The following is a 26,393-nucleotide window of genomic DNA, read 5'->3' as shown; positions in this document are numbered from 1 at the left end:
CCTCAATGATGGTTAGCCCTCACCAATCGGGCATTTATGGATAGTGTATCCCCCACCTGATTTTGGGGCTTTTTCATCTTGAGAGGGGGATATTACTGTCCGTTAATGCGGGGCAAAATCTATCGGAAAACTCGCATTATTTTTTGTCAAATATTGAGATATTATGTTAGAATATAAGAGCGTAGAAAGCGCTTTAAAAAATGATTCAGGGGTCATTTCATAACTCAAGGGGGAATTAATAATGCGTATCGGTATTCCAACAGAAATTAAAAACAACGAAAACCGCGTGGCAATGACGCCAGCTGGTGCTGTACATTTAGTACACAATGGTCATGAAATTTTTGTTCAAAAGGGTGCAGGTTTAGGATCTGGCTTTACAGATGAAGAGTACGTACAAGCTGGAGCAAAACTTGTTGAAACTGCTGAGGAAGCATGGAATCAAGAGATGGTTATGAAGGTAAAAGAGCCAGTAGAAAGCGAATATGGTTATTTCCGCGAAGGTTTAATTTTATTCACATACTTACACTTAGCTCCAGAACCAGAATTAACAAAAGCATTAATTGACAACAAAGTAGTATCAATCGCTTATGAAACAGTACAATTAGACAATCGTTCTTTACCACTACTTGCACCGATGAGTGAAGTAGCTGGTCGTATGTCTGCACAAATCGGTGCGCAATTCCTTGAAAAAAATAAAGGCGGCAAAGGTATCTTACTTGCAGGCGTTCCAGGGGTAAAACGCGGTAAAGTAACAATTATCGGCGGTGGCCAAGCTGGTACAAACGCAGCGAAAATCGCAGTAGGCTTAGGTGCTGACGTAACAATTATCGACTTAAGTGCAGAACGTCTTCGCCAATTAGATGATATTTTTGGCAATCAAGTCAAAACATTAATGTCTAATCCATATAACATTGCAGAAGCTGTAAAAGAATCTGATCTTGTAATCGGTGCAGTATTAATTCCAGGTGCAAAAGCTCCAAAACTTGTAACAGAAGAAATGATTAAATCAATGGAGCCAGGTTCTGTTGTAGTAGATATCGCGATTGACCAAGGTGGTATTTTCGAAACAACTGACCGCATTACAACTCATGATAACCCAACTTATGAAAAACACGGCGTTGTTCATTATGCAGTTGCAAACATGCCAGGTGCGGTTCCACGTACATCTACACTTGCATTAACAAACGTAACAGTACCATATGCAGTACAAATTGCAAACAAAGGCTACAAACAAGCTTGCCTAGGCAATTCTGCATTATTAAAAGGTATTAATACATTAGATGGTTATGTAACATTCGAAGCAGTTGCAGAAGCACATGGTTTACAATATGCTGATGCGAAAGAGCTTCTTGAAAAAGCTCCTGCTTTATCATAATAGAAAAGTTGTGAGGCCTTCCTTGGATAAGGAAGGTCTTTTTGTATGTAGTAATTCAAATGTCTTCTATAAGAAGTTAGGCCCGGGTTTAACATAATATTCAAGGTTATATGTCTATAACGTATGGTAGACAAAAAAATTGTAAAAATGATATTATGAGAATTGGGAATTTATGTTTATTTTATATGATTTTTATAAGTAACAAGAACTATAGAATAAAGTAAAGTGGTCTGGGGAGAGGATCAAATGGACCGAAAGAGTAATAAGAAAAAACAGAAGCGACAACCTAAACAACAGCATGTATTGCAACAGAAGGAAGTAATCATAGAGCAACAAGAAAAACCAGTTACTATTATATTTAAAGTACTTAGAGTTATTTCTATTTTTCTGTATTTAGGATTATGTGTTTACATCTATTTTAAAATGAGCCAGTCGCATCTGACTATTGGATTTTTGGAGAGTTTATTAAAGTTATTTGTAGGAATAGTAGAGATGGCATTATATGCATTTTTATTTCTGTATATATGGCCGCCAAGTGATAAAGGTGAACAGGATAAGAGGAAAGAGAAGAGGAGAAAAGGTTCATCGAGTGGATTTGTAAACTACAGTGATAGCGACTGTAGTAGTTCAAGTGATGGAGGAGGAGATTGCGGAGGGGGTGGAGATTAGAGAAAAATAATCTACTTTTAAATGTTTCATTATTCATAATGATGCGAGGCGATTTTGAAAAAAAGTCTCTAATAAAGTAAAACTTTAATCAGTGGGGATTTTCTTCATCCTCCGCTGATTATTAGCCTTCACTAATCGGGCTTTGACGGGCGGTCTATCTCTTACTAGTTTTATTGCTTTCGCCGAGCTTTGAGACGAAGATATTACTGCCCGCAAATAGCGGGGCAAAAGAGATGTTTTTTAATTATACTCGTAATACGAGAAGTTAGAGAGCATCTTTTTGTTTTAAAAATCAAAAAATGGAATTTTATTCTTGTTAATGCAATTCTTCTTATGATAATTTGGAATTATAGAAGTAAAGAAGTCATTCACAGAGGGGATAAAATGGGGAGAAAAAGTAGCAAGAAAAAACAAATAAGAAGACAGAAATATATAAAGAAAAAACAGGAACATAATATACCATTTCAAAAGAAGTTGGCCCTTAGTATAGAGAAAATAGCCAGATATATTAGTATGGTCATTTATGTAATCGTATGCTTTTTTGTGTTAGGTGTATTTTATCAGATAGAGATAAGACCTGAATTTTTGGAAGACATCTTACAGGGCATTGCTTTTTTGGTACCATTCGGTATGTTTTTTGTAGTGTTTGATAAAGTATGGCCAAGCCGTGAAAGTAAAAAAGATGAGAAAAGAAAGCAGAAAAGGAAACGATCTTCTTATTCCTCCAATTCATCTAGTGGATTTGCAAACTATAGCGATAATGATTGTAGTAGTGCGAGCGATAGTGGGGGTGGAGATTGCGGAGGCGGTGGAGATTAAAACTGAAAGTAATTTAGTTTGAAATGTTTTATTTTTCAGAATGATGAAAGGCAAAAATAGATTTGGAAAAAACGAGATCATTAGAATGGAATAGAGCGTCGCGAAAAGGGTGCATAGCAATGAATCTAGCAAAAGAGTCAGAAGAAAAAGTACAAGAGAAAAGTGAACTGAATGAAATGAAAGAAGCAATTGTTAAATTAGAACAAAGTGTACAAGAGTTAAAAGAAGAAGTAAAAAAGGTAAGGAAGAAAAAACAGGAAAAAGATATTGATTTTGGAACAATCGGCTTTTGGGTTTGTATGATGATTATTGCACTTGGATGGTTTTGGGGAAAATAATAAATCACTAGGGGATGAGGAGAACAATGGAGAAAGTGAATCTTTTAGAACTCACAAAAGATATTACAGAAAGGCACAAAAATTTTGTTGTATCGAATGTGAATAGTCATTGTTTACGAATTGCTGTGTTTACGGGGGAATATGATTGGCATCTTCACTCGAATTCGGATGAATTATTTATAGTACTCGAGGGAGAATTACTTATCGATTTTCAAGATAAGGATACAGCTGTATTAAAACCAAATGATTCGATTTTAATTCCAGCCGGTACCGTTCACAGAACAAGGGCACTACAGCGCACTGTTAATCTTTGCTTCGAAAACTTAGATGCGGATACCGTTATTGTGGAGAATGTATGAAAAAGTTAGTGTTAGCAGAATATCATACGATTCTTCCAGTTTTAGAAGATAACAAACAGACATCTACTTTTGCCTATGCAGTATGTGATCGAATAATAGATGGTGAGATTTTTGTAAATGAGAGATTAACAACAGGAATGATTGCGACTGCTAATGGCATTTACTATCTGTTTGGAGATACACATGATCAGGAATTTCAACATACTTTGTTTTCTTATATTGAAAATGATGTTTTAACAACGGAGAAGCGATTCACATTATTTGTTTCTAGCATAGAGTGGGAAAGCATTATTGAAAATCATTTCAAGGGTTCTTTTAGAAAAATCCCTCGAAAAAAATTTCTATTTCAGAGAGATATCTTTGAAGATAGAAAAAGAGAATTAGAAGATTCTACATACAAAGTAAAGCGGATTGATAAAAACATAATCGAAAAAAGTACCGAATTTACGGAGCAATATTATAAAGAGTATTGGGGATCAAAAGAAGAATTTTTTAACCATGGTTTTGGATTTTGTATTGTACAAGATCAAAAGATAGTGGCTGAATGTGTCTCAATTTTTAGAAGTAATGGTTTTGCAGAAATTGATATCGCAACAGATCCAGACTATCAGGGAAAAGGGCTCGCTCGATTAGTCGCAACTTATTTCATAGAACATTGTATACAAAATAGTATTACGCCGTGCTGGGATTGTAATGTGGATAATATACCCTCACAAAGACTTGCTAGTAAACTAGGTTTTGATCATCCAGTGGAATATGTTTTATATGTACGTAAGAAGGTAGAGGGATAAACGATGAACGTCGAATTAACAAGATTCAAAGTGAAGCCAGGGAAAAGTCACCGTGTTGATGAATGGATGAAGATGCTAAATGATCATATGAAAGAAGTGTTATTGACATTAAACGACGAGAAAATGTATGTAGAGACAATTTTCCGGGAAATAAGAGATGGAGAAGAATATTTGTATTGGTATTCTGTCCAAGGAGAAGGCGGGATAGATGTCGAAGCTTCTCGGCACGAAGTTGATAAAAAGCATTTGGAATTTTGGTATGAATGTATTGATGAGGAAGCGCCTGCTGCCAATATGGAAACAGAGGTTGTCATGATTCAAGATGTGGTCAAAGAGGCGATGAAATAATAAAATAGTATTCTTTGTATATACGAAAAAGCACATCAGAATAGATGGGCTTTTTTATTTGTGAAAAATTTTCAGCAGAAACTTGTATACATTTCAAGCTTTCAAACGTTGAGTATATAGGAAGGAGAGCAGAATGAGTCATGAAACGTTTGAATCATTATTAATAGAAAAGTCAATATAAAGAAATAAAGAATATCTCACCTCGAGACTTACCGATCTACGGCGTAGTCGTAACAGGAAAGACAGAGGAATTACAACCGTTATACGGGGTACCCTATATAAAAGTGGCTGTAAGAGGAGTAACTGTTGAGAAACATTAACTTATACAGATTGATGTGAATAGTTAGAAAATTAATGTTATAATATGGGAAAAGGGGGTTTATATGAAGCAAATACATGGAGCGATCTATATCTACATAACAATGTTTTTTGTTGGAGCGTCTTATGGTTTAGGGCATGCCTATTCGCATCCAATTCTAAGTTTTTTGAGCGGGACATGTATGACCATTGCGATTTGTGTACACCTTTTCTCCGTTTGGATTGTTAAATTTCAATTAAATATTAGTGAAATGGAAGAAGGCACTTTTTGAGTGGCCTTCTTTTTTAGTAGTATTGGCGTAATTCCTTTAATAAATTTTCAACCTCGTTTTCGGCTTCTTTGCATATAGAAAGTGTTCGTAATCTAAAAAACAAGCTACGCAAGAACGATTTTATATTTCCATATAACGCTTCATAAGGTTCGATAGGTAATTCAGGTTTTTGAACTTGTAATTGATTTACTAAAGAATGCAGAGCTGAGATGAGTTTTTTTTCATCTAAACCATTTTTCAGCATGGCAATGATAGGAGTGATAATTCGCTCATCTTCTTCATACTTGTAATACATTGTATGTACATTTATTTTTTCTAACAAGGTTTGTAGTATTTCAGGGTAATAGGAGGCCTCAAGTTTTGGATTTTGAACGAGTTCATCGAATGTATCGGAAACATGAGCGATGCTATGAGCCCAGCCTTGATCGTTAACATAACCTCTGAAATCATGTTCTTGGTCCATATATAACATTAATTTGTCTTTCACATCTAATATGTCAGACTGTGATAAAAAGTTATGTTTTGTATCGGCGTTTATGATTAAAGCGATTAATAGTGTTGTAAATGATCTCGTAAATACAGCGTCTGTATCGTCAGTGTTAATTTTGTAAAATAAATATTGCTCGCTTATACTTTGGGACAATAATTTCTGTAAATGCCTGTTTGTAATATGATCGTTTGTGATGAGATGGTAAAAGGCCGTATAGATTAATTTATCTCGTAAATAGCCATCTGGTACACCGATATATTGAAGCATTTTCGAACTTAAATTATGAATATTTACAGTGGAATCTATAGCGTAATGATTAGCTTTTATTTCTTCTAATTGTTTTTGAAGTTGTTGCATGTAATCCCTCCTCTTTATTTAGAAAATTCTGTATTTTAATATTATGATAGAAACGGAGAATATACAAGAAATAAATGCCTTTCTTCAACAAATCAATCATGTATTGAGGATTTCAAAAAAACGATTAGAGACGAACAAAAAATGTTAGAAATAGGATTGATTAATGAAGTTTCTATAATGGAGGCATGAAATGAAGAGAAACACATGGATGTTGTGTGTGTATGTTTTATTTACCGTTTCTTTCGTGATATTAACAGCATGTACACGTAATGAGCAAACTGAGAATGAGCCGGTGAATATACAACAACAAACAGAAAAAGGTGTTATGGAAGGATACGTTATAGTGAAAAATACAACTGTATATTTCATTAGTAACAAAAAGTTCAAAACGAAAAAAGGGTTGCAGGAGTATGTGGAGCTACAACAACATTTGGATACCCCAGCGGACACGATTCTACATTTTGGTGATAAAAATGCATATAAACAGTTGAAATCAGGATATAAAATAAAAGTATGGTTTTCTAAGATACTTGAAAGTTACCCAGGGAAAATGACTGTTAATCAGTTTGAAATCGTAGAGAAAAATGGTATTTAAAAAAGGTAGCGTATTCGCTACCTTTTTTCTTATTTTACAAACTGTAATTCTTTTGGGAATTTCGTTAAAATTTCTGATCCGTCTTTCGTGATGTAGATATCATCTTCAATACGAACGCCACCTACGTTTGGTACGTAAATACCTGGTTCGATTGTGAAGACCATGCCTTCTTTTAATAGAGACTCGTTGCCTTCTTTTACATCTGGATATTCGTGTACGCTAATGCCAAGTCCATGACCAAGGCGGTGTGGGAAGAATTCTCCGTAACCTGCATCTGCGATGACAGAGCGAGCAGCATTGTCAATTTCGCCAAGTGTAACGCCTGGTTTACAAGCTTCAACCGCTTGTAATTGTCCTGCTAGTACAGTGTTGTAAATACGTGTTTGTTCTTCTGAAAGATCGCCAAATGCGACTGTACGTGTAATGTCAGAGCAATAACCGTCAATGATTACACCTAAGTCAAATAGTACGAAGTCACCGCGCTTCATTTTGTTTCCACCTGGGATACCGTGTGGCAAGGCAGAGTTTGCACCTGCTAATACCATTGTGTCAAAGGACATTTTATGTATACCTTTTTTCTTCATTTCATGTTCGATGATTGCTAACACTTCTAATTCGCTGCGATTTTCTTCAATTGCATTTACACCGATTTCAACAGCATAGTCTGCCATGTGGGCTGCTTGACGCAAAATAGAAAGTTCTTTTTCGTCTTTAATTAAACGAAGTTCGCGTACTTTTTCTTCAGCGGATTTGAAAGATGCTTTCGGGAATAATTTTGTTAATTCTTCATAGCGCTCTACATTTAAATGTTCTTTTTCAATTGCCACTGCATTTACATCAATGCCGCGATCTGCGATTGCTTTTGCAATCATATCCCATGGTTTGTCTGTATCAGTAAATCCGATAATTTCATGTGCCCAGCCAGCGTTTCTAGCTTGACCTTCTTCCATTTTAGGACAAATTAAAATTGGTTCTTTTTCTTGGAATACAAATAGACCGAGTAGTCTTTCGTGTGGTTCGCAATGGAAGTTTGTCATATAGAAGACGTTTGGTGTAGAAGTTAAAAATGCAGCTTCCACGTTCTGTTCTTGTAGCCATTGCATTAAGTTTTCTAATCTAGTATTCATAAATTCGCACCTCCGAGATTTTAATTACATATATAACTTTACATCGGATGAAAGTGTTATGACAAGCAAATCGCTGTTTGAAAAGACAGGAAATTGTGAAATCATGTAGAATAGAAGGTGTGAATGTGAATAAGGAGGAATGTAACAATGAAAGTATCTTATCACGGGCATTCAGTTGTAAAGATTGAAACGAATGGAAAGGTTATCTTAATTGATCCGTTTTTAACAGGTAATCCGAAAACAGATTTAAAGACTGAAGATGTTAAGGTAGACGCGATTATTTTATCGCACGGTCATGGTGATCATGTCGGTGATACAGTAGCACTTGCGAAGAAAAATAATGCAGTTGTTGTAGCACCGTTTGAACTCGCAACATTTTTAGGGTGGCAAGGTGTAAATACACATCCGATGCATATCGGCGGTTCACATGTGTTTAATTTTGGGAAAGTGAAATTTACACAAGCATTCCATGGGTCTAGTTATATTGATGAAGAAAACAAGACGATTACATATACAGGAATGCCAGCTGGAATTTTATTTACGGCAGAAGAGAAAACAGTGTACCATGCAGGAGATACTGCTTTATTTTCCGATATGAAGTTAATTGGTGCTCTTAATAACATTGATGTAGCATTTTTACCAATTGGTGATAATTTTACAATGGGACCAGAGGATGCAGTGTTAGCTGCGGAATGGATTGGTGCTAAAACAGTTGTGCCAATGCACTATAATACGTTCCCAATTATCCAGCAAGACCCGCATCTTTTTGTCCAAAAACTAACAAGTAGTACAGGTAAGGTATTAGAAGCTGGAGAAAGTATTACACTATAAAAAAAGCAACCCTTCATTTGAAAAGACAAGTGAAGGGTTTTTTATGTGTGTAAAATAGGTTTGAAAGTCTGTGCTTGTTTTGGTGTTTCTTTTATTTCCAGTAATGTTTGTTCCGGTGTTTCATTTAATTCCATTGCAATTTTTTTGCCATCAACGAAAGCTAAAAATACAGCACCTACAACTTCTAAAAATTTTTTCATTTTCATTCGCTCCTTCGTTTGATTTCTTGTCTTTATTGTATCTTGGAACTAGAAAACAAACCATCGAATGAGATGACAATAGTCTTACACTGGTGTAAGAATGTGACTGATAGAATGTAAGGGTCATTTTTGTTATAAAAAAAATAGTACAGATACATAAAAGTACAGTGTAACAGTTTCGAAAATATAGTATACTAAAAATACAACACATGAAGAATTTAGGGAAAAGAAAGTATGGTGAAACCATTTGGCTACCAAACATAATCAAATTTTAGAACATATTAATAGCCTGCAGGTAGGGCATAAAATTTCTGTGCGCCAAATTGCAAAAGATTTGAGTGTAAGTGAAGGAACGGCCTATCGTGCGATTAAAGATGCAGAGAATAAAGGGTATGTTAGTACAATTGAACGTGTCGGAACAATCCGAATTGAACAAAAGAAAAAGGAAAATATTGAAAAACTAACATATGCCGAAGTGGTCAATATAGTCGATGGCCAAGTGCTTGGCGGAAGAGAAGGGTTACATAAAACATTAAATAAATTCGTGATTGGGGCCATGAAATTAGAAGCGATGATGCGCTATACAGAAGCAGGGAACTTGCTAATTATCGGTAACCGTACGAATGCACATCAACTAGCATTAGAAGCAGGAGCTGCAGTATTAATTACAGGTGGATTTGATACAGAAGATCATGTGAAAAAATTAGCGGATGAATTAAAGTTGCCGATTATTTCAAGCAGCTATGATACGTTTACTGTGGCAACGCTTATTAACCGTGCCATTTATGATCAGCTTATCAAAAAGGAAATTGTACTCGTTGAAGATATTTTAACGCCAATTGAAGAAACGTTATATTTAAAACCTAGTGATAAAGTAGCGCAATGGCATGCGTATAATAAAGAAACAATGCATGGGCGTTATCCAATTGTAGATGAAAATAAAAAGGTATTAGGAATTGTTACTTCAAAAGATATGATTGGCATCGCAAAAGAAACACCAATTGAAAAAGTGATGACAAAGCAACCGATTACAGTGAATGGGAAAATGTCTGTTGCAGCGGCAGCGCGCATGATGGTATGGGAAGGGATTGAACTTCTTCCTGTTGTCGATGAAAGCAACCGATTGCAAGGGATTATTAGCCGTCAAGATGTACTTCAAGCGTTGCAAATGATTCAACGTCAACCGCAAGTTGGAGAAACGATTGAGGATATCGTCACAAATCAATTTGTGACTCCGAAAGAAGCAAAGAATGAACACAGTTATCAATTTTCTGTGACACCACAAATGACGAGTTCATTTGGAACATTATCATATGGTGTATTTACAACCGTTGTCACAGAAGCAACAAATCGCGCCATCCGTGCGCAGAAAAAAAGCGATTCAATTGTTGAGAATTTAACAATTTATTTTGTAAAGCCGGTGCAGATTGATAATGTTGTTTCTGTACATCCAAAGGTATTAGAAATCGGTCGTAAATTTGGAAAGGTAGATGTAGAAGTGCGTCACGGAGGAGAGGTTGTTGGGAAAGCGCTATTAATGGTGCAGCTGATTGATCGATAAGTATGGAAAAAAGCTGAATGAAGAATCCCTTTTATGGTGAGATGTTCATTCAGCCATTTTTTTATAAAAGTGTATGAATACAGCTAATAGTAATGAAATGGTGGGGAAGATTATATTCCATGAAGTAAAGGTGATAGGAGAATCGGGATAGTAATGTTTCGTATGCCAAATTTCGTATAGAGCGTTTAGAATGAGCGTGATGATAGGAGCTAAGAAAATTTTCTTCATGATTAACGCATAAACCTAAACCAATGACGATAAAAGGAACAATGCACAATTACATAAGAAACGGGTTAATTTTGTTAATCCAAACGCTAACAACTCCCTTTATTTGGTAGTTCAGTTGTAGTATAATTGAATTATCAGATAATTGATATATATAAAGAAAAAAGGATGGTGTTCACTATGTCATCAGAGTTGCTCTTTTTTGGTGGTGTTGCATTGTTTTATTTTCTTGCCATGATACCTATTCAGTATCTTTACATTGAAGGACTAAATGAGCAAAAACAACAAACAAAACTTTCACAACAAGAGTTGTATAAAAATATGTCTTTTGAAGAAGAACAATTACATTTTCACGTGCAAGGAAATCCTTTTAATATTCCACCTGCATTTGTTGCATATATGATTTTAAAAATAAAACAATGTAAAAAGCATCAGCATTTATGCTGATGCTTTTTACATTGTTTTATACGCTTCTGCTTCTTCGACTGCAAGAGGTGAGAAATGTTTATACTGACGGAATCCATTAAAAATACTCGCACCACCAAATAAGATAAATAACACGCCAACGATAATACGTGCGGTAGAGAGTTCTAAGAAAAATTGGTTTGCACCAAATAGCGCAACGAATACACCGAGCGCCATTGCGGATTTTCCAGCAAGCCATCCTTTTTCCATCGGACGATTTGTACGAAAATATTTTGTTTTATAGAAGAGATACAACATAAATGAGATGATAATACAAAAGACTAATACTGGCATGATATGATCCTCCGTTAGTTTGTATTTAGGTAAATTTAAAAATAAAACCCCATCGTTTTAGTTGGGAGAGAGTGTCCGCCCGAGCATAGAAGCGGTTAGTGCCTGTTTTAGCCCCATGCCGAGTGAAAATAAAGGGAGGGAATGAGTGGAGAATCCCTTTTGTTTCCATAGCCGAGACTGATATGGTGGGAAAATAAACTGGATAAAACTGAACTGAAACCCCATCGTTTTAGTTGGGAGAGAGGATCCGTTCATGCATAGAGGCGGTCAGATTCTGTTTCAGCCCCATGCTAAGTGAAAACAAAAAACATTATCGAAACTTTCTAACTATTATTATAAAGCAATTGTCCACATGGATAAATTATTTTCAGTTATAATGAAGGATAAAGTGAGAAAATTGATTACAGAGGTAGAAATCAATAAAAAGGAGACTATACATATGCACAAACAAATTTTAACAGCGATTAAAGAGTTTGATACGATTATTATTCACCGTCATGTGCGCCCAGATCCAGATGCATTAGGTTCACAATGTGGGTTAGGAACCGTTCTTCAAGAATCGTTCCCAGAGAAAAAGATTTATATGGTTGGATACAATGAACCTTCTTTATCGTATTTACGAGTAATGGATGAAATTGATGATGAGACTTATGAAAATGCGCTTGTTATCGTTTGTGATACAGCGAACCAAGAGCGTGTTTGTGATCAGCGTTATACAAAAGGAAAGAAGCTTATTAAAATTGATCATCACCCAAATGAAGATTCATACGGGGACATTACGTGGGTTGATACGACATCAAGTTCTACAAGTGAGCTTATTTATGAGTTTTACTCTTACGGAGAAGATAAAGGTTTAACAATCTCAAAAGAAGCGGCTCGTCTTATTTTAGCTGGGATTGTTGGAGATACAGGTCGCTTCTTATTCCCAAATACATCAGCAAGAACACTTCGCTATGCAGGCGAGCTTGTAGAAATGGGAGTGGACTTTCCAGAGTTATATAACGAAATGTATAAAACGAAAGAGAAAATCGCTCGTTTAAATGGATTCATTTTACAAAACTTTACGATGACAGAGGAAGGTGCAGCTTATATTAAGCTGACAAAAGAAGTACTAGAAGAATTTGATGTACTTCCTTCAGAGGCATCTGGTGTTGTTGGAGCGCTTGGCAATATTGATGGATTAAAAGCTTGGGTTCTATTTCTAGAGGAGGAAGATGTGATTCGCGTTCGTCTTCGTTCAAAGGGACCGGTAATTAATAAATTAGCGATGCAGTATAACGGCGGAGGTCATCCGATGGCTTCTGGTGCGAAAGCATCTTCTTGGGAAGAGGCAGATCGTCTTTTCGCGGACTTGTGTGAGATCTGTAAATAAAACAAGTACTTCATGTGTTAAAAACAAGAAAAGTAGGGCTCAGAAGCTCTACTTTTCTTGTTTTATATTGATGCTAATTTCGAGCACAGTATCAAAGGAAATTGTTTCGATTTTAAAGCGGTAGCTTCGGTCATAATGTTTGTATACTTTATTTTCAATTGTTTTTATTAACAATTCTTTGTTTTTTGCTACGCTTTGAACGTTTTTTGTTACGAGGTGCTGGAGGTCTTCTTGAAGAGAAGTAATCATATTTTCAAGAGTAACACGGTCTAAATCGTATTTATCATGATTCGGAATCTCAATTTTAATTTCTTGGATCGTTAAAAGGCTTTTATTTTCCTCATTTAATTTAGTACGATCTTCCGTAAGAACATGAAGATTCTTTTTTAGCCTTGTAATTTCCGTTTCCTGAAACACAATTTTTTTTGCATAATCTTCTTGAAAAACGCCGTATATGTACAAAAAAATAAACCAACTCAAAATCCCTCCAACGGCAGCGCCACCTAAAAATAAATACCACTTTTTAGCTATTGTAGCGCTTGGAACCCTCATACATGATCCTGCGTAATCCATTTAATAATAATAAGGCCGGTTTGCATGCCGCCTGTTGCAAAAAAAATAAGTAAAATTTGTTTCACAATATCTTTTGTGGCACCTTCGAAAAAGGTTCGTTCAAAGCTATAAAATGTATCAAAAGTTCCGCCAATTGCTGCAACGAGTGCCCAAATACGTAAGTTTTCTGCGAATTGTTTTATGGCAGTAAGAGCTGGTTTTCCAACAAGAAATGCTCCAATTCCTCCGATTAAAGAACCACCAAGCATTACTCCAAATGCAATAAAGTAAGTTGTAATGAGAAGAGAGAAAAAAGTTTGTCTTACATCCATCGTCATTCCCCTTTCTCCTCCATATATATGGACAAAGTATAAGAAGTATGTTTTGATTTCCGCTTTCTTCATCACCTATAATGAAAGTAGTCAAATAGATAAAGAGAGGGTACAACAGTGAAGTTTGTGCATTTACAATGTCAAACCGTTTATAGTTTGTTAAAAAGTGCTTGTAAAATTGATGAACTTGTAAGCCGTGCGAAAGAGCTTGGATTTTCATCACTTTCAATTACAGATGAAAATGTGATGTACGGAGTGATTCCATTTTATAAAGCATGTAAGAAGAATGGCGTGCGGCCAATTATCGGATTAACAGCCTCTGTTTTTAGTGAGGAAGAAGAGCAATCCTATCCGCTTGTACTGTTAGCAGAAAATGAGATGGGATACCAAAACTTATTGAAAATTTCTAGCACCATCATGACTAAGTCTAAAGACGGGATTCCGAAAAAGTGGCTTTCTCATTATGCAAAAGGGTTGATTGCGATTTCTCCAGGAAAAGATGGGGAAATTGAACAGTTATTGTTACAAGGAAGAGACGAGATTGCTGAAGAAGTAGCTCGTGCGTATCAAAATATGTTTGGAAGTTTTTATATGAGTTTGCAGCATCACGCAATTCAGGATGAACTATTCTTGCAAGAAAAATTACCACAATTTGCAAACGAAATAAACATTCCAGTTGTTGCGACAAATGATGTTCGCTATGTGAACCAAAGCGATGCGCTTGTGCAGGAATGCTTGCTATCTGTTCAGAGCGGAACAAAGATGACTGATCCAGACAGACCAAGGCTCAAAACAGACCAGTATTATTTAAAATCATCGGCTGAAATGGAAGCTTTATTTTCTCATGCAGAAGAAGCCCTTCAAAATACAGTTTGTATAGCTGAACGTTGCCACGTAGAAATTCCTTTCCACGTCAATCAATTGCCAAAGTTTCCTGTTCCATCTAACGAAACATCAGATGCTTATTTGCGCCGCATTTGTGAAGATGGGCTAAATAAGCGATATGGGGCGGTTCAAGATGTACATAGGAAACGTTTGAATCATGAACTTGAAGTTATCTCTCGCATGGGATTTAGTGATTATTTTCTCATTGTTTGGGACTTTATGAAATACGGACATGAACATGGTATTTTAACAGGACCGGGCCGTGGCTCAGCAGCAGGTTCTCTTGTTTCTTATGTGTTAGAAATTACAGATATCGATCCAATTGAGTACAACTTGCTTTTTGAACGATTTCTAAATCCTGAACGTGTTACGCTTCCAGATATTGATATTGATTTTCCGGACATTAGACGTGATGAGATGATTCGTTATGTAAAAGATAAGTATGGTCAACTTCGCGTTGCCCAAATTGTTACGTTCGGAACGCTTGCTGCAAAAGCAGCGATTCGGGATATCGCCCGCGTAATGGGGCTTCCGCCGAGAGATATTGACATATTTTCGAAACTGATTCCATCAAGGGTTGGGATTACATTAAAAGAAGCATATGAAGAATCCGGGTCCCTTCGTGAATTTGTACAAGGAAATCTCTTGCATGAGCGTGTTTTTGAAATTGCGAAGCGTGTAGAAGGTTTACCACGTCATACGTCTATTCATGCAGCAGGAGTCATTATGAGTCAGGAGCCATTAACGGGAAGTGTTGCGATTCAAGAAGGGCATAACGATGTATATGTAACGCAATATCCAGCAGAAGTGTTAGAAGAACTTGGTCTGTTAAAAATGGACTTCTTAGGCTTACGTAATTTAACGTTACTTGAAAATATTCTTACATTTATTGTGAACAAAACAGGTAAACAAATTGATATACGGAATTTACCTCTTCAAGATGAAAAGACATTCCAATTACTGGGAAGAGGAGATACAACAGGTGTATTCCAGCTCGAATCTGGGGGAATGCGGAATGTACTCCGCAGTTTAAAACCAAATGAGTTTGAAGATATTGTTGCCGTCAACGCTTTATATCGTCCAGGGCCAATGGAACAAATCCCAACCTTTATTGAGTCAAAGCACGGGAAGTGTCAAATTCATTATTTACATTCAGATTTAAAGCCAATTTTAAAAAGCACATATGGCGTTATTGTATACCAAGAACAGATTATGCAAATTGCTTCGCAGTTAGCGGGATTTTCACTCGGAGAAGCCGATTTGCTCCGCCGTGCAGTGAGTAAGAAAAACCGTGAGATTTTAGATCAAGAACGAAAGCATTTTGTACAAGGGTGTTTACGAAATGGATACGATGAAACATCTGCAGAACAAATTTATGATTTAATTGTTAGATTTGCAAATTACGGTTTTAACCGAAGCCATGCTGTAGCGTACAGTATGATTGGATATCAGCTCGCTTATTTAAAAGCGAATTATCCTTTAGAGTTTATGACGGCACTCTTATCCAGTGCGATAGGTAACGAAGATAAGATTGTGCAATATATACGTGAAACGAAGCGCAAAGGTTTTCATGTTTTACCGCCGTCTCTTCATAGAAGTAGTTATAATTTCCAAATAGAAGGGAATGCAATTCGCTATAGTTTGCTTTCGATTCGAAATATCGGGATGGCTACAGTGAATGCGGTGATCGAGGAAAGAGAAAGAAATCCATTTCAAGATTTATTTGAGTTCTGTCTTCGTATGCCAGCAAAGTTTGTTACGGAGCGTAATTTAGAGGCATTTGTTTGGGCTGGCTGTTTCGATGATTTTCAAGTTTCGAGAACAACTTTGTTTAACAGTATTAAGGGTGCTTTAGAGTATGCAAGCCTTGCGCGTGAATTGGGGGAAGAAAGTGTCCCAAAATCAGTATACGTACAAGGAGAAGAGCTATCTTTTATTGAACAATTAAATAATGAGAAAGAAGCGCTTGGCTTTTATTTATCCAGTTATCCAACGGCGCAGTATGCAAAGCTTGTAAAAGAACTAGAAATTCCGTCTCTTGCGCAAGCGATGAGGCAAAAGCGAAACGTACAGCGTGCGATTGTTTATGTAACAGGTGTAAAAGTCATTCGGACGAAAAAATTGCAAAAAATGGCGTTCGTCACTTTTTGTGATCAAAATGATGAAATGGAAGCGGTTGTCTTTCCGGAGACGTATATTCATTTTTCGGAGAGGTTAAAAGAAGGTGAAATTGTTTTAGTGGAAGGGACGACTGAACAACGAAATCATAAATTGCAATGGATTGTGAACGGTCTTTATCCATTAGAACAAATGGATGTTTACAATGAAATGAAAGAAGCATCGATCTATGTAAAACTACCGTCGCAGTATGAAAAGAAGTTGTTAAATCAAGTTACAAAAATATTGTTTCACTATTCAGGTTTTGCGAAAGTACTAATTTATTATGAAAAGGAACATAAAATGGTACAATTATCTCGTAGTTTGTCAATTCATCCAAGTGAAGAATGTTTAGGAGCACTTCGCGAAATAGTCGGTGAGGAAAATGTCGTAGTGAAAATATAATGGACAATTTCCCTATAGTTCGATTATTATAGTAATAGTGTTCGTGGTCAGACCACTTGGAGAGAATGATATCAGCAAGAATAATTTGAGGAGAGTGGATAGTTTGTCAACACTTCGTGAAGAAGCACTTCACATGCATAAAGTGCATCAAGGAAAATTAGAAACTGTATCAAAAGTAAAAGTAGAAAATGCTAAAGACTTAAGTCTTGCGTATTCTCCAGGGGTTGCAGAACCTTGTAAAGAAATTTATGACGATAAAAGTAAGGTATATGAATATACAATGAAGGGAAACATGGTAGCAGTTGTGACGGACGGAACAGCTGTACTTGGTCTTGGTAATATCGGACCAGAAGCATCTCTTCCAGTAATGGAAGGTAAAGCTGTATTATTCAAAAGCTTTGCTGGCGTAGATGCATTCCCTATTGCTTTAAATACAAACGATGTAGATAAAATTGTTGAAACTGTAAAATTAATGGAGCCGACATTTGGCGGTGTAAACTTAGAGGATATTGCAGCACCCAACTGCTTTATCATTGAAGAACGTTTGAAAAAAGAAACAAATATTCCTGTATTCCATGATGATCAACACGGAACAGCTATCGTAACAGTAGCAGGTCTTGTAAACGCACTTAAGCTAGTTGGAAAGAAAATGTCTGACATTAAAGTTGTAGCAAATGGTGCAGGTGCAGCAGGTATTGCAATCATTAAACTTTTATATCGCTATGGTGTACGCGACATTATTATGTGTGACCGAAAAGGTGCGATTTATGAAGGTCGCCCTGTTGGTATGAATCCGGTGAAAGATGAAGTTGCAAAATATACGAATAAAAATCGTGTAGAAGGTTCATTAGCGGATGTTCTGCAAGGCGCGGATGTATTTATCGGTGTATCTGTAGCGGGTGCATTGACTGAGGAAATGGTTCGTACAATGAATGACGATGCAATTATTTTTGCAATGGCAAACCCAGTTCCAGAAATTATGCCGGAACTGGCAAAAGCAGCAGGAGCAGCTGTTGTTGGAACTGGTCGTTCTGACTTCCCGAACCAAGTAAATAATGTACTAGCGTTCCCTGGTATTTTCCGTGGTGCACTTGATGTACATGCTACGCAAATCAATGAAGAAATGAAAATGGCAGCTGTACAAGCCATTGCAGAGCTTGTAGCGGCAGATGAGCTAAATGCAGACTATATCATTCCAGCTCCGTTTGACGCGCGTGTAGCGCCTCAGGTAGCGGCTTATGTTGCAAAAGCTGCGATGGAGACAGGAGTAGCTCGCCGTCAAGTAGATCCAAATGAAATCGCTGAGAAAACAAAAAATTTAGCGTTGATTGGTAAAGAGTAAGCGAGGAATTTCTATTGACATCATCAAATACAAAAGTATATCTCGAAATTGTAAAGAAAATCCGTTCCATTATGGAAGAGGATGGTTTAGTCGCAGGTGATCGTTTACCATCTGAGCGCGAGTTAAGTGCGCGTTTAAACGTTGGGCGTTCATCTGTACGGGAAGCATTGCGAGCTTTAGAACTCGTAGGATTAATTGAAACAAGACGCGGTGAAGGAACGTTTATTCGAAACTTCTATGACAATGGTCTTGTTCAATTAATCGCACCATTTTTATTACAAGATGAGAAAACAATTCGTGATTTGTTACAGACGAAACGCTTGCTTGAAAAAGATGTTATTCGAATCGTATGTGATTTACCGAAAGAAACGTTTTCTAGTGTATTAGGTATGTTGAAACAAGTTCTTAAAAAGGACGAAAGTTCAATTCAGGAGTTTCATCAAATGTTTTTCAAAACACTTATTGAACGAGTGGACAATTATTTACTATATCGAATTTGGAGAATTGTAAATGATTACGTTGCGACTCTTTCTTATGAAATTTCACTAGAATCTATAGAAATCTATAGAAAGCTTTATGAAGTGTTATACGCGAAAAAAGAAGAAGAGGCGCTAAAAATTTATGATGAACTAATGGAAAACATACAGTTTCACTCGTAATGTATAAAATTTGTCGAAATGACCATGACACGTTATGACAAACAATCTATCGCATAGCGGTTAAAGTTAAACGTAAAGAGAGAGGTTATGAGTGCGTGTTCAAAAAAAGAGGATAAAGAGAGCTGAGTAGCTATCTTGACTGGACTGTTTGAACATCCTCTATTAGACAGATTGAGAAGACAAGGCTAACATCGATCTTTGGTGTTAGCCACATTTTCTTCCTAACCTTAGCTCTCAACAAAGGGGGTCAAATTGTGCTAAGAGATTTATTCGTAAAAAAGAAAAAGTACGCTGCAATTCCTTCAGAACAAGTACGAAGAGATGTACCGGACGGTGTTATGACAAAATGTCCGAAATGTAAGAAAATCATGTATACAAAAGAGCTTCTTAAAAATTTAAAAGTATGTGTAAACTGTGGCTATCATCATCCTATGAATGCATGGGAACGCCTTGATAGTGTATTGGACGAAGGTTCATTTCGTGAGTATGACAAAGAGATGGTTTCGTTAAATCCACTTGGGTTCCCAAATTATGAAGAAAAATTAGAGAGTGATCGCAAGAAAACAGAATTAAATGAAGCAGTTGTGACAGGTGAAGGAACAATTGATGAAATGCTTGTTGTGATTGCAGTAATGGATTCTCGCTTTCGAATGGGCAGCATGGGCTCTGTTGTAGGAGAAAAAATTGCACGTGCAGTTGAAAAAGCGTACGAATTACAAGTTCCATTTATTATCTTTACTGCATCGGGCGGTGCGCGTATGCAAGAAGGTATTTTAAGCTTAATGCAAATGGCAAAAACGAGCGTAGCTTTGAAAAAGCATAGCAATGCTGGAGGATTATTTATTTCTGTTATGACTCATCCGACGACAGGCGGTGTTTCAGCGAGTTTCGCTTCACTTGGTGACTATAATCTTGCAGAGCCAGGTGCACTTATCGGCTTTGCTGGTAGACGTGTAATTGAACAAACAGTGCGTGAGAAGTTGCCAGAAGACTTTCAAACGGCAGAATTTTTACTAGAGCACGGTCAATTGGATGCGGTTGTGCATCGCGATGATATGAGAGAGTCGCTCCGTAAGATTTTAGAAGTTCATCAAGGAGGGGAAACGGCTGTATGGCAGAGCTAGAATTTGAAAAACCAGTTGTTGAGCTAAGAAATAAGATTCGTGAACTGAAAGACTATACGAAAAACACCCAGATGGACTTCAGCGAGGAGATTCGTATTTTGGAAGACAAGCTAGAAAATTTAGAGGAAGAAATATACGGCAATATGAAAGTATGGGACCGCGTTCAAATTGCTCGTCATGCAGAACGACCGACAACGCTCGATTATATTGAGCACTTATTTACTGATTTTTTTGAATGTCATGGAGATCGTCTATATGGCGATGATGCAGCGATTGTCGGCGGCATAGCGAAATATGATGGCATGCCTGTAACAGTAATTGGGCACCAGCGCGGGAAAGATACGAAAGAAAATATTCGTCGTAATTTTGGAATGCCTCATCCAGAAGGATATCGAAAGGCGCTACGTTTAATGAAGCAAGCGGAGAAATTTAATCGTCCAATCATCTGCTTCATTGATACGAAAGGTGCTTATCCTGGGAAGGCTGCTGAAGAACGTGGGCAAAGTGAAGCAATTGCACGTAATTTATTCGAAATGGCAGGGCTTACTGTACCTGTGATTTGCATTGTTATCGGTGAAGGTGGCAGTGGTGGTGCGTTAGGTCTTGGAGTAGGAGATTACATTCATATGCTAGAAAATTCCACTTATTCTGTTATTACACCAGAGGGAGCGGCAGCGATTCTTTGGAAAGATGCAGGAAAAGCGAAAGAAGCTGCAGAAGCGATGAAAATCACGGCGGTGGATTTGAAAGAATTAGGTGTAATTGACGAAATTATTCCAGAAGCACGCGGCGGTGCGCATCGTAATATTTTAAAGCAATCAGAAAACATTGACTTAATGTTGAAAAAAACATTTGGGCAATTAAACGGTATTTCGAAAGATGAATTAATCGAAAAACGTTATGAAAAATATATGAAAATTGGGCAAGTTTCGTTTTCAAACGCTTCCATTTGGATAAAATAAGAAAAGCGTGCGTTCCATTTCGCGAATGCACGCTTTTATTGTGAAAAGACACATCTTCTCCATTGTATTTTTATATTTCTTCATGTTATTTTATTATAAGGTAAATAATCTTTATGAGGTGAGTACAAATGAAACGTATTGGTGTATTAACAAGTGGTGGAGATTCACCTGGTATGAATGCTGCCATTCGTGCAGTTGTTCGTAAAGCGATTTTCCATGATATAGAAGTATATGGTATCTATCATGGATACGCTGGATTAATTTCTGGTCACATTGAAAAATTAGAACTTGGTTCTGTTGGCGATATTATCCACCGCGGTGGTACAAAATTATATACAGCAAGATGTCCTGAGTTTAAAGACCCAGAAGTACGACTAAAAGGTATCGAGCAATTAAAGAAATTTGGCATTGAAGGACTTGTTGTTATTGGTGGAGACGGTTCTTACCAAGGTGCTAAAAAATTAACAGAGCAAGGATTCCCATGTGTCGGTGTACCAGGTACAATTGATAATGATATTCCTGGGACAGACTTCACAATTGGTTTCGATACAGCATTAAACACTGTTATTGATGCAATTGATAAAATTCGTGATACAGCTACATCTCATGAACGTACATATGTTATCGAAGTAATGGGGCGTCACGCTGGTGATATCGCATTATGGGCTGGTTTAGCAGATGGCGCAGAAACAATCTTAATTCCAGAAGAAGAGTATGACATGGAAGATGTTATTGCTCGTTTAAAACGTGGTAGTGAGCGTGGAAAGAAACATAGTATTATCGTTGTAGCAGAAGGTGTTGGAAGCGCGATTGACATCGGTAAACACATTGAAGAAGCAACAAACTTTGATACTCGTGTAACTGTATTAGGTCACGTACAACGTGGTGGATCACCAAGTGCACAAGATCGTGTATTAGCAAGCCGTCTTGGCGCTAGAGCAGTTGAACTGTTGATTGAAGGTAGAGGTGGACGCTGCGTTGGTATCCAAAATAACAAACTTGTTGATCATGACATTATCGAAGCGTTAGATCAAAAGCATACGATTGATAAAGATATGTATCAATTATCTAAAGAATTATCCATCTAATCGGCGTAATATCGAATATTTGGGAACGGTTTCATAATTTTCGGAGGTGCAATATGCGTAAAACTAAAATTGTATGTACTATAGGTCCTGCTAGTGAAAGTATTGAGAAATTAGAGCAATTAATCGAAGCGGGTATGAATGTTGCTCGTTTAAACTTCTCTCATGGTAGCCATGAAGAGCACGGAGCACGTATCAAAAACATTCGTGAAGCTTCAAAGAAAACTGGTAAAACAGTTGCGATCTTACTTGATACAAAAGGTCCAGAAATCCGTACACATGACTTCGTAGACGGACAAGCTGAGCTTGTAACAGGTGCAGAAGTAGTTCTCTCTACTGAGCAAGTATTAGGAACTGCAGAAAAGTTCTCTGTATCTTATGCTGGTCTTTATGAGGATGTAGACCCAGGTTCTCGTATTCTAATCGATGACGGCCTTATCGAACTAGAAGTAATCGAGAAAGCTGACGGAAACATCCGTACAAAAGTATTGAACAGCGGAACTGTGAAAAATAAAAAAGGTGTTAACGTACCAAACGTAAGCATTAAGCTTCCTGGTATCACTGAAAAAGACGTAAAAGATATCGTCTTCGGTATCGAGCAAAAAGTTGATTTCATCGCGGCATCTTTCGTTCGTAAAGCAGCTGACGTGTTAGAAATCCGTGAATTGTTAGAAGCGCATAATGCACAATTCATTCAAATCGTACCAAAAATTGAAAACCAAGAAGGTATCGATAACATCGATTCTATCTTAGAAGTTTCTGACGGTTTAATGGTAGCTCGTGGTGACATGGGTGTAGAAATTCCACCAGAAGAAGTGCCGCTAGTACAAAAACGTCTAATCAAAAAATGTAACGTATTAGGTAAACCGGTTATTACTGCAACACAAATGTTAGATTCTATGCAACGTAACCCACGTCCAACTCGTGCGGAAGCAAGTGACGTAGCGAACGCAATCTTTGATGGTACAGATGCAATCATGCTTTCTGGTGAAACTGCAGCGGGACAATACCCAGTAGAAGCAGTAACAATGATGGCGAACATCGCAGTACGTGTTGAAAAATCATTGCAATACGAAGATATGTTCAAAAAGCGTATTAAAGAGTTCACTCCAACAATTACAGATGCAATTAGTCAATCTGTTGCACACACAGCGCTTGCTCTTGATGTAGCTGCAATCGTAGCTCCAACAGAAAGTGGATATACTGCAAAAATGATCTCTAAATATCGTCCAAAATCTCCAATCGTAGCTGTAACAACTGACGAGCAAGTGGGCCGTCGTCTTGCACTTGTTTGGGGTGTACAAGCGTTTATGGCTGAAAAACGTGCAGCATCTACTGATGAAATGTTAGATACTGCAATTCAAACAGGTATGAATGCAGGTCTAATCGGACTTGGAGATACAGTTGTAATTACTGCTGGTGTACCAGTTGCTGAAACTGGCACAACAAACTTAATGAAAATCCATGTTGTTGGTGAAGAAATCGCTAAAGGACAAGGGATTGGTCGCAAAGCTGCAAAAGGTAAAGTAGTTGTAGCGAAAACAGCTGCAGAAGCTGTAGCGAACGTAACAGAAGGTGACATACTTGTTACAACAAGCACTGATAAAGATATGATTCCTGCAATTGAAAAAGCTGCAGCTCTAGTTGTAGAAGAAGGTGGCTTAACAAGCCATGCGGCTGTTGTAGGTGTATCAATCGGTATCCCGGTTATCGTTGGTGTAAACGGTGTAACAACGACTTTAAAAAATGGCCAAGAAGTAACAGTTGATGCAGCGCGCGGAATTGTTTATAATGGACATGCGGAAGTGCTATAAGAAGTAATATGGAGAGAAGGATCGGAGTCCTTCTCTTTTTTTTGCAATTTAAATACAAAAACCATTCTGAAAAAAGAAATCTTCGGTAGTGGGAAAGGGATTTCATTTTTTGTTGGATGTTTTGTGGGTTGTTTTGAGGGTGTGAGGAAATCGAGAGAGTCTAATTAGGCTGTTGGGTAGCATGAGTATTTTACTTCCTGTAAATAGTATGATGAAGGAGGATGAGGGAATGAAGTGGCTTCTTTTTCTTTTAATTTTAATCCCTGCTGTTGAAATAACGGTATTAATTGGATCTAGTCATTTAATTGGTATGTGGCCGACGTTTGCTATGATCGTGTTTACAGGTGTACTTGGCGCTTATTTAGCAAAACGACAAGGGCTTATAGTATTAAAGGAGATTCAATTTCGGTTAAATAGAGGTGAAATGCCAGGAGATGCTGTATTAGATGGTATTTTTGTTTTTATAGGTGGACTTCTTCTTTTGACACCAGGATATGTGACGGATGTAATCGGGTTTATTTTTATATTTTCGGTAACACGACAGCCGTTTAAGTTCATGATGATTAAATGGTTAGAGCGGAAAATAAGAAGAAACACGACAATTATTGTACAAAAATAACACTTGAAACAGAAATGTTTTAAGTGTTATTTTTTTGTCGAAATATAAAGTGTATATTTATTCATTTGTAGAAAAAGGAAGAAAAGGGATTGATATTTATGTTGAAAATAGAATAAAAATACAAAGGAATTCTCGGTTGTATTATTTTATGCAAAAAGCAAGGGAATCCCCCATTTATTATAGGGAATTCCCTTGCTTATTTTATTGCGAACAACGACTATTGTGGGAAATTTATTTTAATGGTGTGCCTTTAATAAACTTCCATAAATCATGAAATACATGAGCTTTGTGCAATGTGTTTAATAATACTAATGTAACTGGGCCAATAATTAATCCTAAGAAACCATATAGCTTAAACCCAACGAATAACGCAATAAGTGTTGGTAATGGATCGAGTCCGATGTTGGAGGATAACACTTTCGGTTCCATAATTTGTCTTTGAACAATGACAACAATATATAAAATAAGTAGACCAATTGTGAAAGCTGTGTCCCCTGTGAAAAATACATATATAATCCAAGGAACAAAGACTGCTCCCGTTCCTAAATAAGGAAGTAAGTCTACAATTCCTGTAATGATTGCGATTGTGATGGCGTATGGTACGCGCAAAATTAATAGTCCAATTAGTACGATGACGGTGGTCATAGATACAAGTGTGAGTTGTGCTTTTACAAATCCAAATAATGCTTTTCGTAAATCAACAAAAATAGTCTTTCCGTATCCGTGTATGCGATTTGGAAGCAATCGCTTTACTTTATGAGCGAGTGTATGCCAATCAAAACTAATAAAGAAAGTCGCTAATAGGATGAAGACGAGGACTGTTAAAGTTGTTGGGAGTGCACTGATGAAATTTGTTAATCCACTTATAATGGCGGTTAACAGCTCTTTCATTTGCTTTGTTGCTTCCGTTCCTAGATTTTGAATGTTTTGTGTAATTGTATATTGTTGTGATTCACCAAGATGATTAAATTTAGAAATTAAATCATCATATAAAGGCATAATATTATTGAGTGCAAATTGCTGTGCATACTGTACAATTGCTGGAAACTTTTCTGTGACGATTTGTAGTAAGTAAGTTGTGGCGGAAATCGCTTCTGTCACAAGATATGTAACAAGTCCGACGATGGCACCGAACACGAGAATTAAGCTGACGAGTACCGCTAGGGCACGAGGGAATTGTAGTTTTTGATTGAGAAAATTTACGACTGGATTAATCAAATAAGCAAAAGCTAATGCGATGATAAAAGGGTATATAAGACCTGAAACATACAAAAGCGCATAAAACCCAATTGTTGTTGCTAAAATGACAAATATAAGTCGCAATACGATATACAGTGAGTTTCGATTCAAAGGTGCTTACCTCCCATTCCAAATTGTATTTATGTTATAGTGGAATGATGGATTTATCCTGCTATTCACGGGCAGTATGAATTACTTCAAGGTGCGAAGTAATCGGCGCGTAAAAGCTTGACGGTGAAGGCTAATCAATAGTAAATGCTTTCTCTGTACTGATTGACGAGAGCTTCACTTTACCTACTTTTTATTTTACCGGTTTCTTATAAGAAAAGAAAGAAGTGTGCTTTTCTTTCTCGGTAAATATAAAAACAACTTATTTTGGTCTCGTTTAGAGCGTTTAAGGTCTGCTGTATCA

General features: G+C 37.0%; 28 protein-coding genes and 1 pseudogene. 22 read left to right on the top strand and 7 right to left on the bottom strand.

The window, feature by feature from the left end; genetic code table 11:
- Positions 1 to 241: 241 nt before the first annotated feature.
- The 9 genes and pseudogenes from ald to NSQ40_RS23405 all read left to right on the top strand — a co-directional run bounded on the left by ald (position 242) and on the right by NSQ40_RS23405 (position 5,289).
- Positions 242 to 1,375 carry an alanine dehydrogenase gene (ald, locus tag NSQ40_RS23445; RefSeq protein WP_003201075.1) on the top strand — a complete coding sequence of 378 codons (1,134 nt, stop codon included), beginning with the start codon at positions 242 to 244 and terminating at the stop codon, positions 1,373 to 1,375.
- Positions 1,376 to 1,621: 246 nt separating this feature from the next.
- Complete coding sequence (locus NSQ40_RS23440; RefSeq protein WP_018764486.1) at positions 1,622 to 2,044, top strand: hypothetical protein; 423 nt, start codon at positions 1,622 to 1,624, stop codon at positions 2,042 to 2,044.
- A 384-nt stretch (positions 2,045 to 2,428) separates the two neighbouring features.
- On the top strand, positions 2,429 to 2,863 hold the full coding sequence (locus NSQ40_RS23435; RefSeq protein ID WP_018764485.1) for a hypothetical protein: 435 nt from the start codon (positions 2,429 to 2,431) through the stop codon (positions 2,861 to 2,863).
- 119 nt (positions 2,864 to 2,982) lie between these two features.
- On the top strand, positions 2,983 to 3,201 hold the full coding sequence (locus NSQ40_RS23430) for a hypothetical protein (protein ID WP_003201080.1): 219 nt from the start codon (positions 2,983 to 2,985) through the stop codon (positions 3,199 to 3,201).
- A 26-nt stretch (positions 3,202 to 3,227) separates the two neighbouring features.
- On the top strand, positions 3,228 to 3,560 hold the full coding sequence (locus NSQ40_RS23425) for a cupin domain-containing protein (protein WP_003201081.1): 333 nt from the start codon (positions 3,228 to 3,230) through the stop codon (positions 3,558 to 3,560).
- Positions 3,557 to 4,351 carry a GNAT family N-acetyltransferase gene (locus NSQ40_RS23420; protein ID WP_033796464.1) on the top strand — a complete coding sequence of 265 codons (795 nt, stop codon included), beginning with the start codon at positions 3,557 to 3,559 and terminating at the stop codon, positions 4,349 to 4,351. Before NSQ40_RS23425 ends, NSQ40_RS23420 begins: the two co-directional genes overlap by 4 nt.
- A 3-nt stretch (positions 4,352 to 4,354) precedes the next feature.
- On the top strand, positions 4,355 to 4,699 hold the full coding sequence (locus NSQ40_RS23415) for a DUF6176 family protein (protein ID WP_033797308.1): 345 nt from the start codon (positions 4,355 to 4,357) through the stop codon (positions 4,697 to 4,699).
- A gap of 176 nt (positions 4,700 to 4,875) precedes the next feature.
- A pseudogene (locus tag NSQ40_RS23410) lies at positions 4,876 to 5,019 on the top strand (hypothetical protein); the annotation flags it as partial.
- Between the two features lie 63 nt (positions 5,020 to 5,082).
- Positions 5,083 to 5,289, top strand: a complete 207-nt coding sequence (locus tag NSQ40_RS23405; RefSeq protein WP_033796466.1) for a hypothetical protein — start codon at positions 5,083 to 5,085, stop codon at positions 5,287 to 5,289.
- A 13-nt stretch (positions 5,290 to 5,302) separates the two neighbouring features.
- On the opposite strand, the gene NSQ40_RS23400 is transcribed toward NSQ40_RS23405, so the two are convergent.
- On the bottom strand, positions 5,303 to 6,136 hold the full coding sequence (locus NSQ40_RS23400) for a DUF2785 domain-containing protein (RefSeq protein WP_003201085.1): 834 nt from the start codon (positions 6,134 to 6,136) through the stop codon (positions 5,303 to 5,305).
- Between the two features lie 190 nt (positions 6,137 to 6,326).
- On the opposite strand from NSQ40_RS23400, the gene NSQ40_RS23395 reads away from it, so the two are divergent.
- Complete coding sequence (locus NSQ40_RS23395; RefSeq protein ID WP_033796467.1) at positions 6,327 to 6,731, top strand: DUF3221 domain-containing protein; 405 nt, start codon at positions 6,327 to 6,329, stop codon at positions 6,729 to 6,731.
- A 29-nt stretch (positions 6,732 to 6,760) separates the two neighbouring features.
- Here the strand turns inward: NSQ40_RS23395 and pepQ are convergent, their stop codons facing one another.
- Positions 6,761 to 7,858 (bottom strand): Xaa-Pro dipeptidase, encoded by a 1,098-nt coding sequence (gene pepQ / locus NSQ40_RS23390; RefSeq protein ID WP_003201087.1) that lies wholly within the window; start codon positions 7,856 to 7,858, stop codon positions 6,761 to 6,763.
- A gap of 147 nt (positions 7,859 to 8,005) precedes the next feature.
- Here pepQ and NSQ40_RS23385 point away from each other — a divergent pair, with 147 nt between their 5' ends.
- Positions 8,006 to 8,689: a metal-dependent hydrolase gene (locus NSQ40_RS23385; RefSeq protein WP_003201090.1), complete on the top strand. Its 684-nt coding sequence runs from the start codon at positions 8,006 to 8,008 to the stop codon at positions 8,687 to 8,689.
- Between the two features lie 41 nt (positions 8,690 to 8,730).
- Here the strand turns inward: NSQ40_RS23385 and NSQ40_RS23380 are convergent, their stop codons facing one another.
- Positions 8,731 to 8,889, bottom strand: a complete 159-nt coding sequence (locus NSQ40_RS23380) for a hypothetical protein (protein WP_018764474.1) — start codon at positions 8,887 to 8,889, stop codon at positions 8,731 to 8,733.
- Between the two features lie 247 nt (positions 8,890 to 9,136).
- Between NSQ40_RS23380 and NSQ40_RS23375 the strand changes: the two genes are divergently transcribed.
- Both NSQ40_RS23375 and NSQ40_RS23370 read left to right on the top strand, forming a co-directional pair.
- The gene (locus NSQ40_RS23375) at positions 9,137 to 10,450 is read left to right on the top strand and encodes a DRTGG domain-containing protein (protein ID WP_033796468.1); all 1,314 of its coding nucleotides are present in this window, start codon (positions 9,137 to 9,139) and stop codon (positions 10,448 to 10,450) included.
- A 405-nt stretch (positions 10,451 to 10,855) separates the two neighbouring features.
- On the top strand, positions 10,856 to 11,122 hold the full coding sequence (locus tag NSQ40_RS23370) for a DUF3949 domain-containing protein (RefSeq protein ID WP_258248311.1): 267 nt from the start codon (positions 10,856 to 10,858) through the stop codon (positions 11,120 to 11,122).
- A 6-nt stretch (positions 11,123 to 11,128) separates the two neighbouring features.
- On the opposite strand, the gene NSQ40_RS23365 is transcribed toward NSQ40_RS23370, so the two are convergent.
- On the bottom strand, positions 11,129 to 11,434 hold the full coding sequence (locus NSQ40_RS23365; protein WP_006096165.1) for a YtpI family protein: 306 nt from the start codon (positions 11,432 to 11,434) through the stop codon (positions 11,129 to 11,131).
- Positions 11,435 to 11,873: 439 nt separating this feature from the next.
- Between NSQ40_RS23365 and NSQ40_RS23360 the strand changes: the two genes are divergently transcribed.
- Entirely contained in the window at positions 11,874 to 12,806 is a 933-nt protein-coding gene (locus tag NSQ40_RS23360) for a DHH family phosphoesterase (protein WP_033796469.1), read from the top strand.
- A 48-nt stretch (positions 12,807 to 12,854) separates the two neighbouring features.
- Here NSQ40_RS23360 and ytrI read toward each other — a convergent pair whose 3' ends face one another.
- Both ytrI and NSQ40_RS23350 read right to left on the bottom strand, forming a co-directional pair.
- Positions 12,855 to 13,358 carry a sporulation membrane protein YtrI gene (ytrI, locus tag NSQ40_RS23355; RefSeq protein WP_018764469.1) on the bottom strand — a complete coding sequence of 168 codons (504 nt, stop codon included), beginning with the start codon at positions 13,356 to 13,358 and terminating at the stop codon, positions 12,855 to 12,857.
- Positions 13,355 to 13,690: a YtrH family sporulation protein gene (locus NSQ40_RS23350; protein ID WP_026008455.1), complete on the bottom strand. Its 336-nt coding sequence runs from the start codon at positions 13,688 to 13,690 to the stop codon at positions 13,355 to 13,357. Before NSQ40_RS23350 ends, ytrI begins: the two co-directional genes overlap by 4 nt.
- Positions 13,691 to 13,807: 117 nt before the next feature.
- Between NSQ40_RS23350 and dnaE the strand changes: the two genes are divergently transcribed.
- The 8 genes from dnaE to NSQ40_RS23310 all read left to right on the top strand — a co-directional run bounded on the left by dnaE (position 13,808) and on the right by NSQ40_RS23310 (position 24,742).
- Positions 13,808 to 17,137: a DNA polymerase III subunit alpha gene (dnaE, locus tag NSQ40_RS23345; RefSeq protein ID WP_098158896.1), complete on the top strand. Its 3,330-nt coding sequence runs from the start codon at positions 13,808 to 13,810 to the stop codon at positions 17,135 to 17,137.
- 133 nt (positions 17,138 to 17,270) lie between these two features.
- Entirely contained in the window at positions 17,271 to 18,479 is a 1,209-nt protein-coding gene (locus NSQ40_RS23340; RefSeq protein WP_162473037.1) for an NAD(P)-dependent malic enzyme, read from the top strand.
- A 14-nt stretch (positions 18,480 to 18,493) separates the two neighbouring features.
- Positions 18,494 to 19,138 (top strand): FadR/GntR family transcriptional regulator, encoded by a 645-nt coding sequence (locus NSQ40_RS23335; protein WP_003200956.1) that lies wholly within the window; start codon positions 18,494 to 18,496, stop codon positions 19,136 to 19,138.
- A gap of 254 nt (positions 19,139 to 19,392) precedes the next feature.
- Positions 19,393 to 20,262: an acetyl-CoA carboxylase, carboxyltransferase subunit beta gene (gene accD / locus NSQ40_RS23330; RefSeq protein ID WP_003200958.1), complete on the top strand. Its 870-nt coding sequence runs from the start codon at positions 19,393 to 19,395 to the stop codon at positions 20,260 to 20,262.
- Positions 20,250 to 21,224, top strand: coding sequence for an acetyl-CoA carboxylase carboxyl transferase subunit alpha (gene accA / locus NSQ40_RS23325; RefSeq protein WP_018764465.1), 975 nt, complete (start codon positions 20,250 to 20,252; stop codon positions 21,222 to 21,224). Before accD ends, accA begins: the two co-directional genes overlap by 13 nt.
- A 128-nt stretch (positions 21,225 to 21,352) precedes the next feature.
- Entirely contained in the window at positions 21,353 to 22,312 is a 960-nt protein-coding gene (pfkA, locus tag NSQ40_RS23320) for a 6-phosphofructokinase (protein WP_003200961.1), read from the top strand.
- Positions 22,313 to 22,365: 53 nt separating this feature from the next.
- Entirely contained in the window at positions 22,366 to 24,123 is a 1,758-nt protein-coding gene (gene pyk, locus NSQ40_RS23315; RefSeq protein ID WP_003200962.1) for a pyruvate kinase, read from the top strand.
- Positions 24,124 to 24,352: 229 nt separating this feature from the next.
- The gene (locus tag NSQ40_RS23310; RefSeq protein WP_018764464.1) at positions 24,353 to 24,742 is read left to right on the top strand and encodes an FxsA family protein; all 390 of its coding nucleotides are present in this window, start codon (positions 24,353 to 24,355) and stop codon (positions 24,740 to 24,742) included.
- A 231-nt stretch (positions 24,743 to 24,973) separates the two neighbouring features.
- Here the strand turns inward: NSQ40_RS23310 and ytvI are convergent, their stop codons facing one another.
- Entirely contained in the window at positions 24,974 to 26,092 is a 1,119-nt protein-coding gene (gene ytvI / locus NSQ40_RS23305; protein ID WP_018764463.1) for a sporulation integral membrane protein YtvI, read from the bottom strand.
- Positions 26,093 to 26,393 lie beyond the last annotated feature (301 nt).

Origin of the sequence: Bacillus sp. FSL K6-6038, assembly GCF_038050455.1 — a bacterium.
In the GTDB taxonomy this organism is placed as follows: Bacteria; Bacillota; Bacilli; order Bacillales; family Bacillaceae_G; genus Bacillus_A; species Bacillus_A pseudomycoides.
Note: the sequence above shows the minus strand (reverse complement) of the source record. Positions and strands in the feature narration are given on the sequence as shown.

Excerpts from the sequence above, each read along its gene's own strand:
- NSQ40_RS23340 (WP_162473037.1), top strand. The coding sequence starts at position 17,271 with ATGCATAAAGTGCATCAAGGAAAATTAGAAACTGTATCAAAAGTAAAA.
- NSQ40_RS23370 (WP_258248311.1), top strand. The coding sequence starts at position 10,856 with ATGTCATCAGAGTTGCTCTTTTTTGGTGGTGTTGCATTGTTTTATTTT.
- ald (WP_003201075.1), top strand. The coding sequence starts at position 242 with ATGCGTATCGGTATTCCAACAGAAATTAAAAACAACGAAAACCGCGTG.
- NSQ40_RS23415 (WP_033797308.1), top strand. The coding sequence starts at position 4,355 with ATGAACGTCGAATTAACAAGATTCAAAGTGAAGCCAGGGAAAAGTCAC.
- NSQ40_RS23385 (WP_003201090.1), top strand. The coding sequence starts at position 8,006 with ATGAAAGTATCTTATCACGGGCATTCAGTTGTAAAGATTGAAACGAAT.
- pyk (WP_003200962.1), top strand. The coding sequence starts at position 22,366 with ATGCGTAAAACTAAAATTGTATGTACTATAGGTCCTGCTAGTGAAAGT.
- NSQ40_RS23310 (WP_018764464.1), top strand. The coding sequence starts at position 24,353 with ATGAAGTGGCTTCTTTTTCTTTTAATTTTAATCCCTGCTGTTGAAATA.
- NSQ40_RS23425 (WP_003201081.1), top strand. The coding sequence starts at position 3,228 with ATGGAGAAAGTGAATCTTTTAGAACTCACAAAAGATATTACAGAAAGG.
- NSQ40_RS23365 (WP_006096165.1), bottom strand. The coding sequence starts at position 11,434 with ATGCCAGTATTAGTCTTTTGTATTATCATCTCATTTATGTTGTATCTC.
- NSQ40_RS23420 (WP_033796464.1), top strand. The coding sequence starts at position 3,557 with ATGAAAAAGTTAGTGTTAGCAGAATATCATACGATTCTTCCAGTTTTA.
- NSQ40_RS23440 (WP_018764486.1), top strand. The coding sequence starts at position 1,622 with ATGGACCGAAAGAGTAATAAGAAAAAACAGAAGCGACAACCTAAACAA.
- NSQ40_RS23435 (WP_018764485.1), top strand. The coding sequence starts at position 2,429 with ATGGGGAGAAAAAGTAGCAAGAAAAAACAAATAAGAAGACAGAAATAT.
- NSQ40_RS23360 (WP_033796469.1), top strand. The coding sequence starts at position 11,874 with ATGCACAAACAAATTTTAACAGCGATTAAAGAGTTTGATACGATTATT.
- NSQ40_RS23405 (WP_033796466.1), top strand. The coding sequence starts at position 5,083 with ATGAAGCAAATACATGGAGCGATCTATATCTACATAACAATGTTTTTT.
- pepQ (WP_003201087.1), bottom strand. The coding sequence starts at position 7,858 with ATGAATACTAGATTAGAAAACTTAATGCAATGGCTACAAGAACAGAAC.
- accA (WP_018764465.1), top strand. The coding sequence starts at position 20,250 with ATGGCAGAGCTAGAATTTGAAAAACCAGTTGTTGAGCTAAGAAATAAG.
- NSQ40_RS23380 (WP_018764474.1), bottom strand. The coding sequence starts at position 8,889 with ATGAAAAAATTTTTAGAAGTTGTAGGTGCTGTATTTTTAGCTTTCGTT.
- pfkA (WP_003200961.1), top strand. The coding sequence starts at position 21,353 with ATGAAACGTATTGGTGTATTAACAAGTGGTGGAGATTCACCTGGTATG.
- NSQ40_RS23400 (WP_003201085.1), bottom strand. The coding sequence starts at position 6,136 with ATGCAACAACTTCAAAAACAATTAGAAGAAATAAAAGCTAATCATTAC.
- NSQ40_RS23350 (WP_026008455.1), bottom strand. The coding sequence starts at position 13,690 with ATGGATGTAAGACAAACTTTTTTCTCTCTTCTCATTACAACTTACTTT.
- NSQ40_RS23430 (WP_003201080.1), top strand. The coding sequence starts at position 2,983 with ATGAATCTAGCAAAAGAGTCAGAAGAAAAAGTACAAGAGAAAAGTGAA.
- ytrI (WP_018764469.1), bottom strand. The coding sequence starts at position 13,358 with ATGAGGGTTCCAAGCGCTACAATAGCTAAAAAGTGGTATTTATTTTTA.
- NSQ40_RS23395 (WP_033796467.1), top strand. The coding sequence starts at position 6,327 with ATGAAGAGAAACACATGGATGTTGTGTGTGTATGTTTTATTTACCGTT.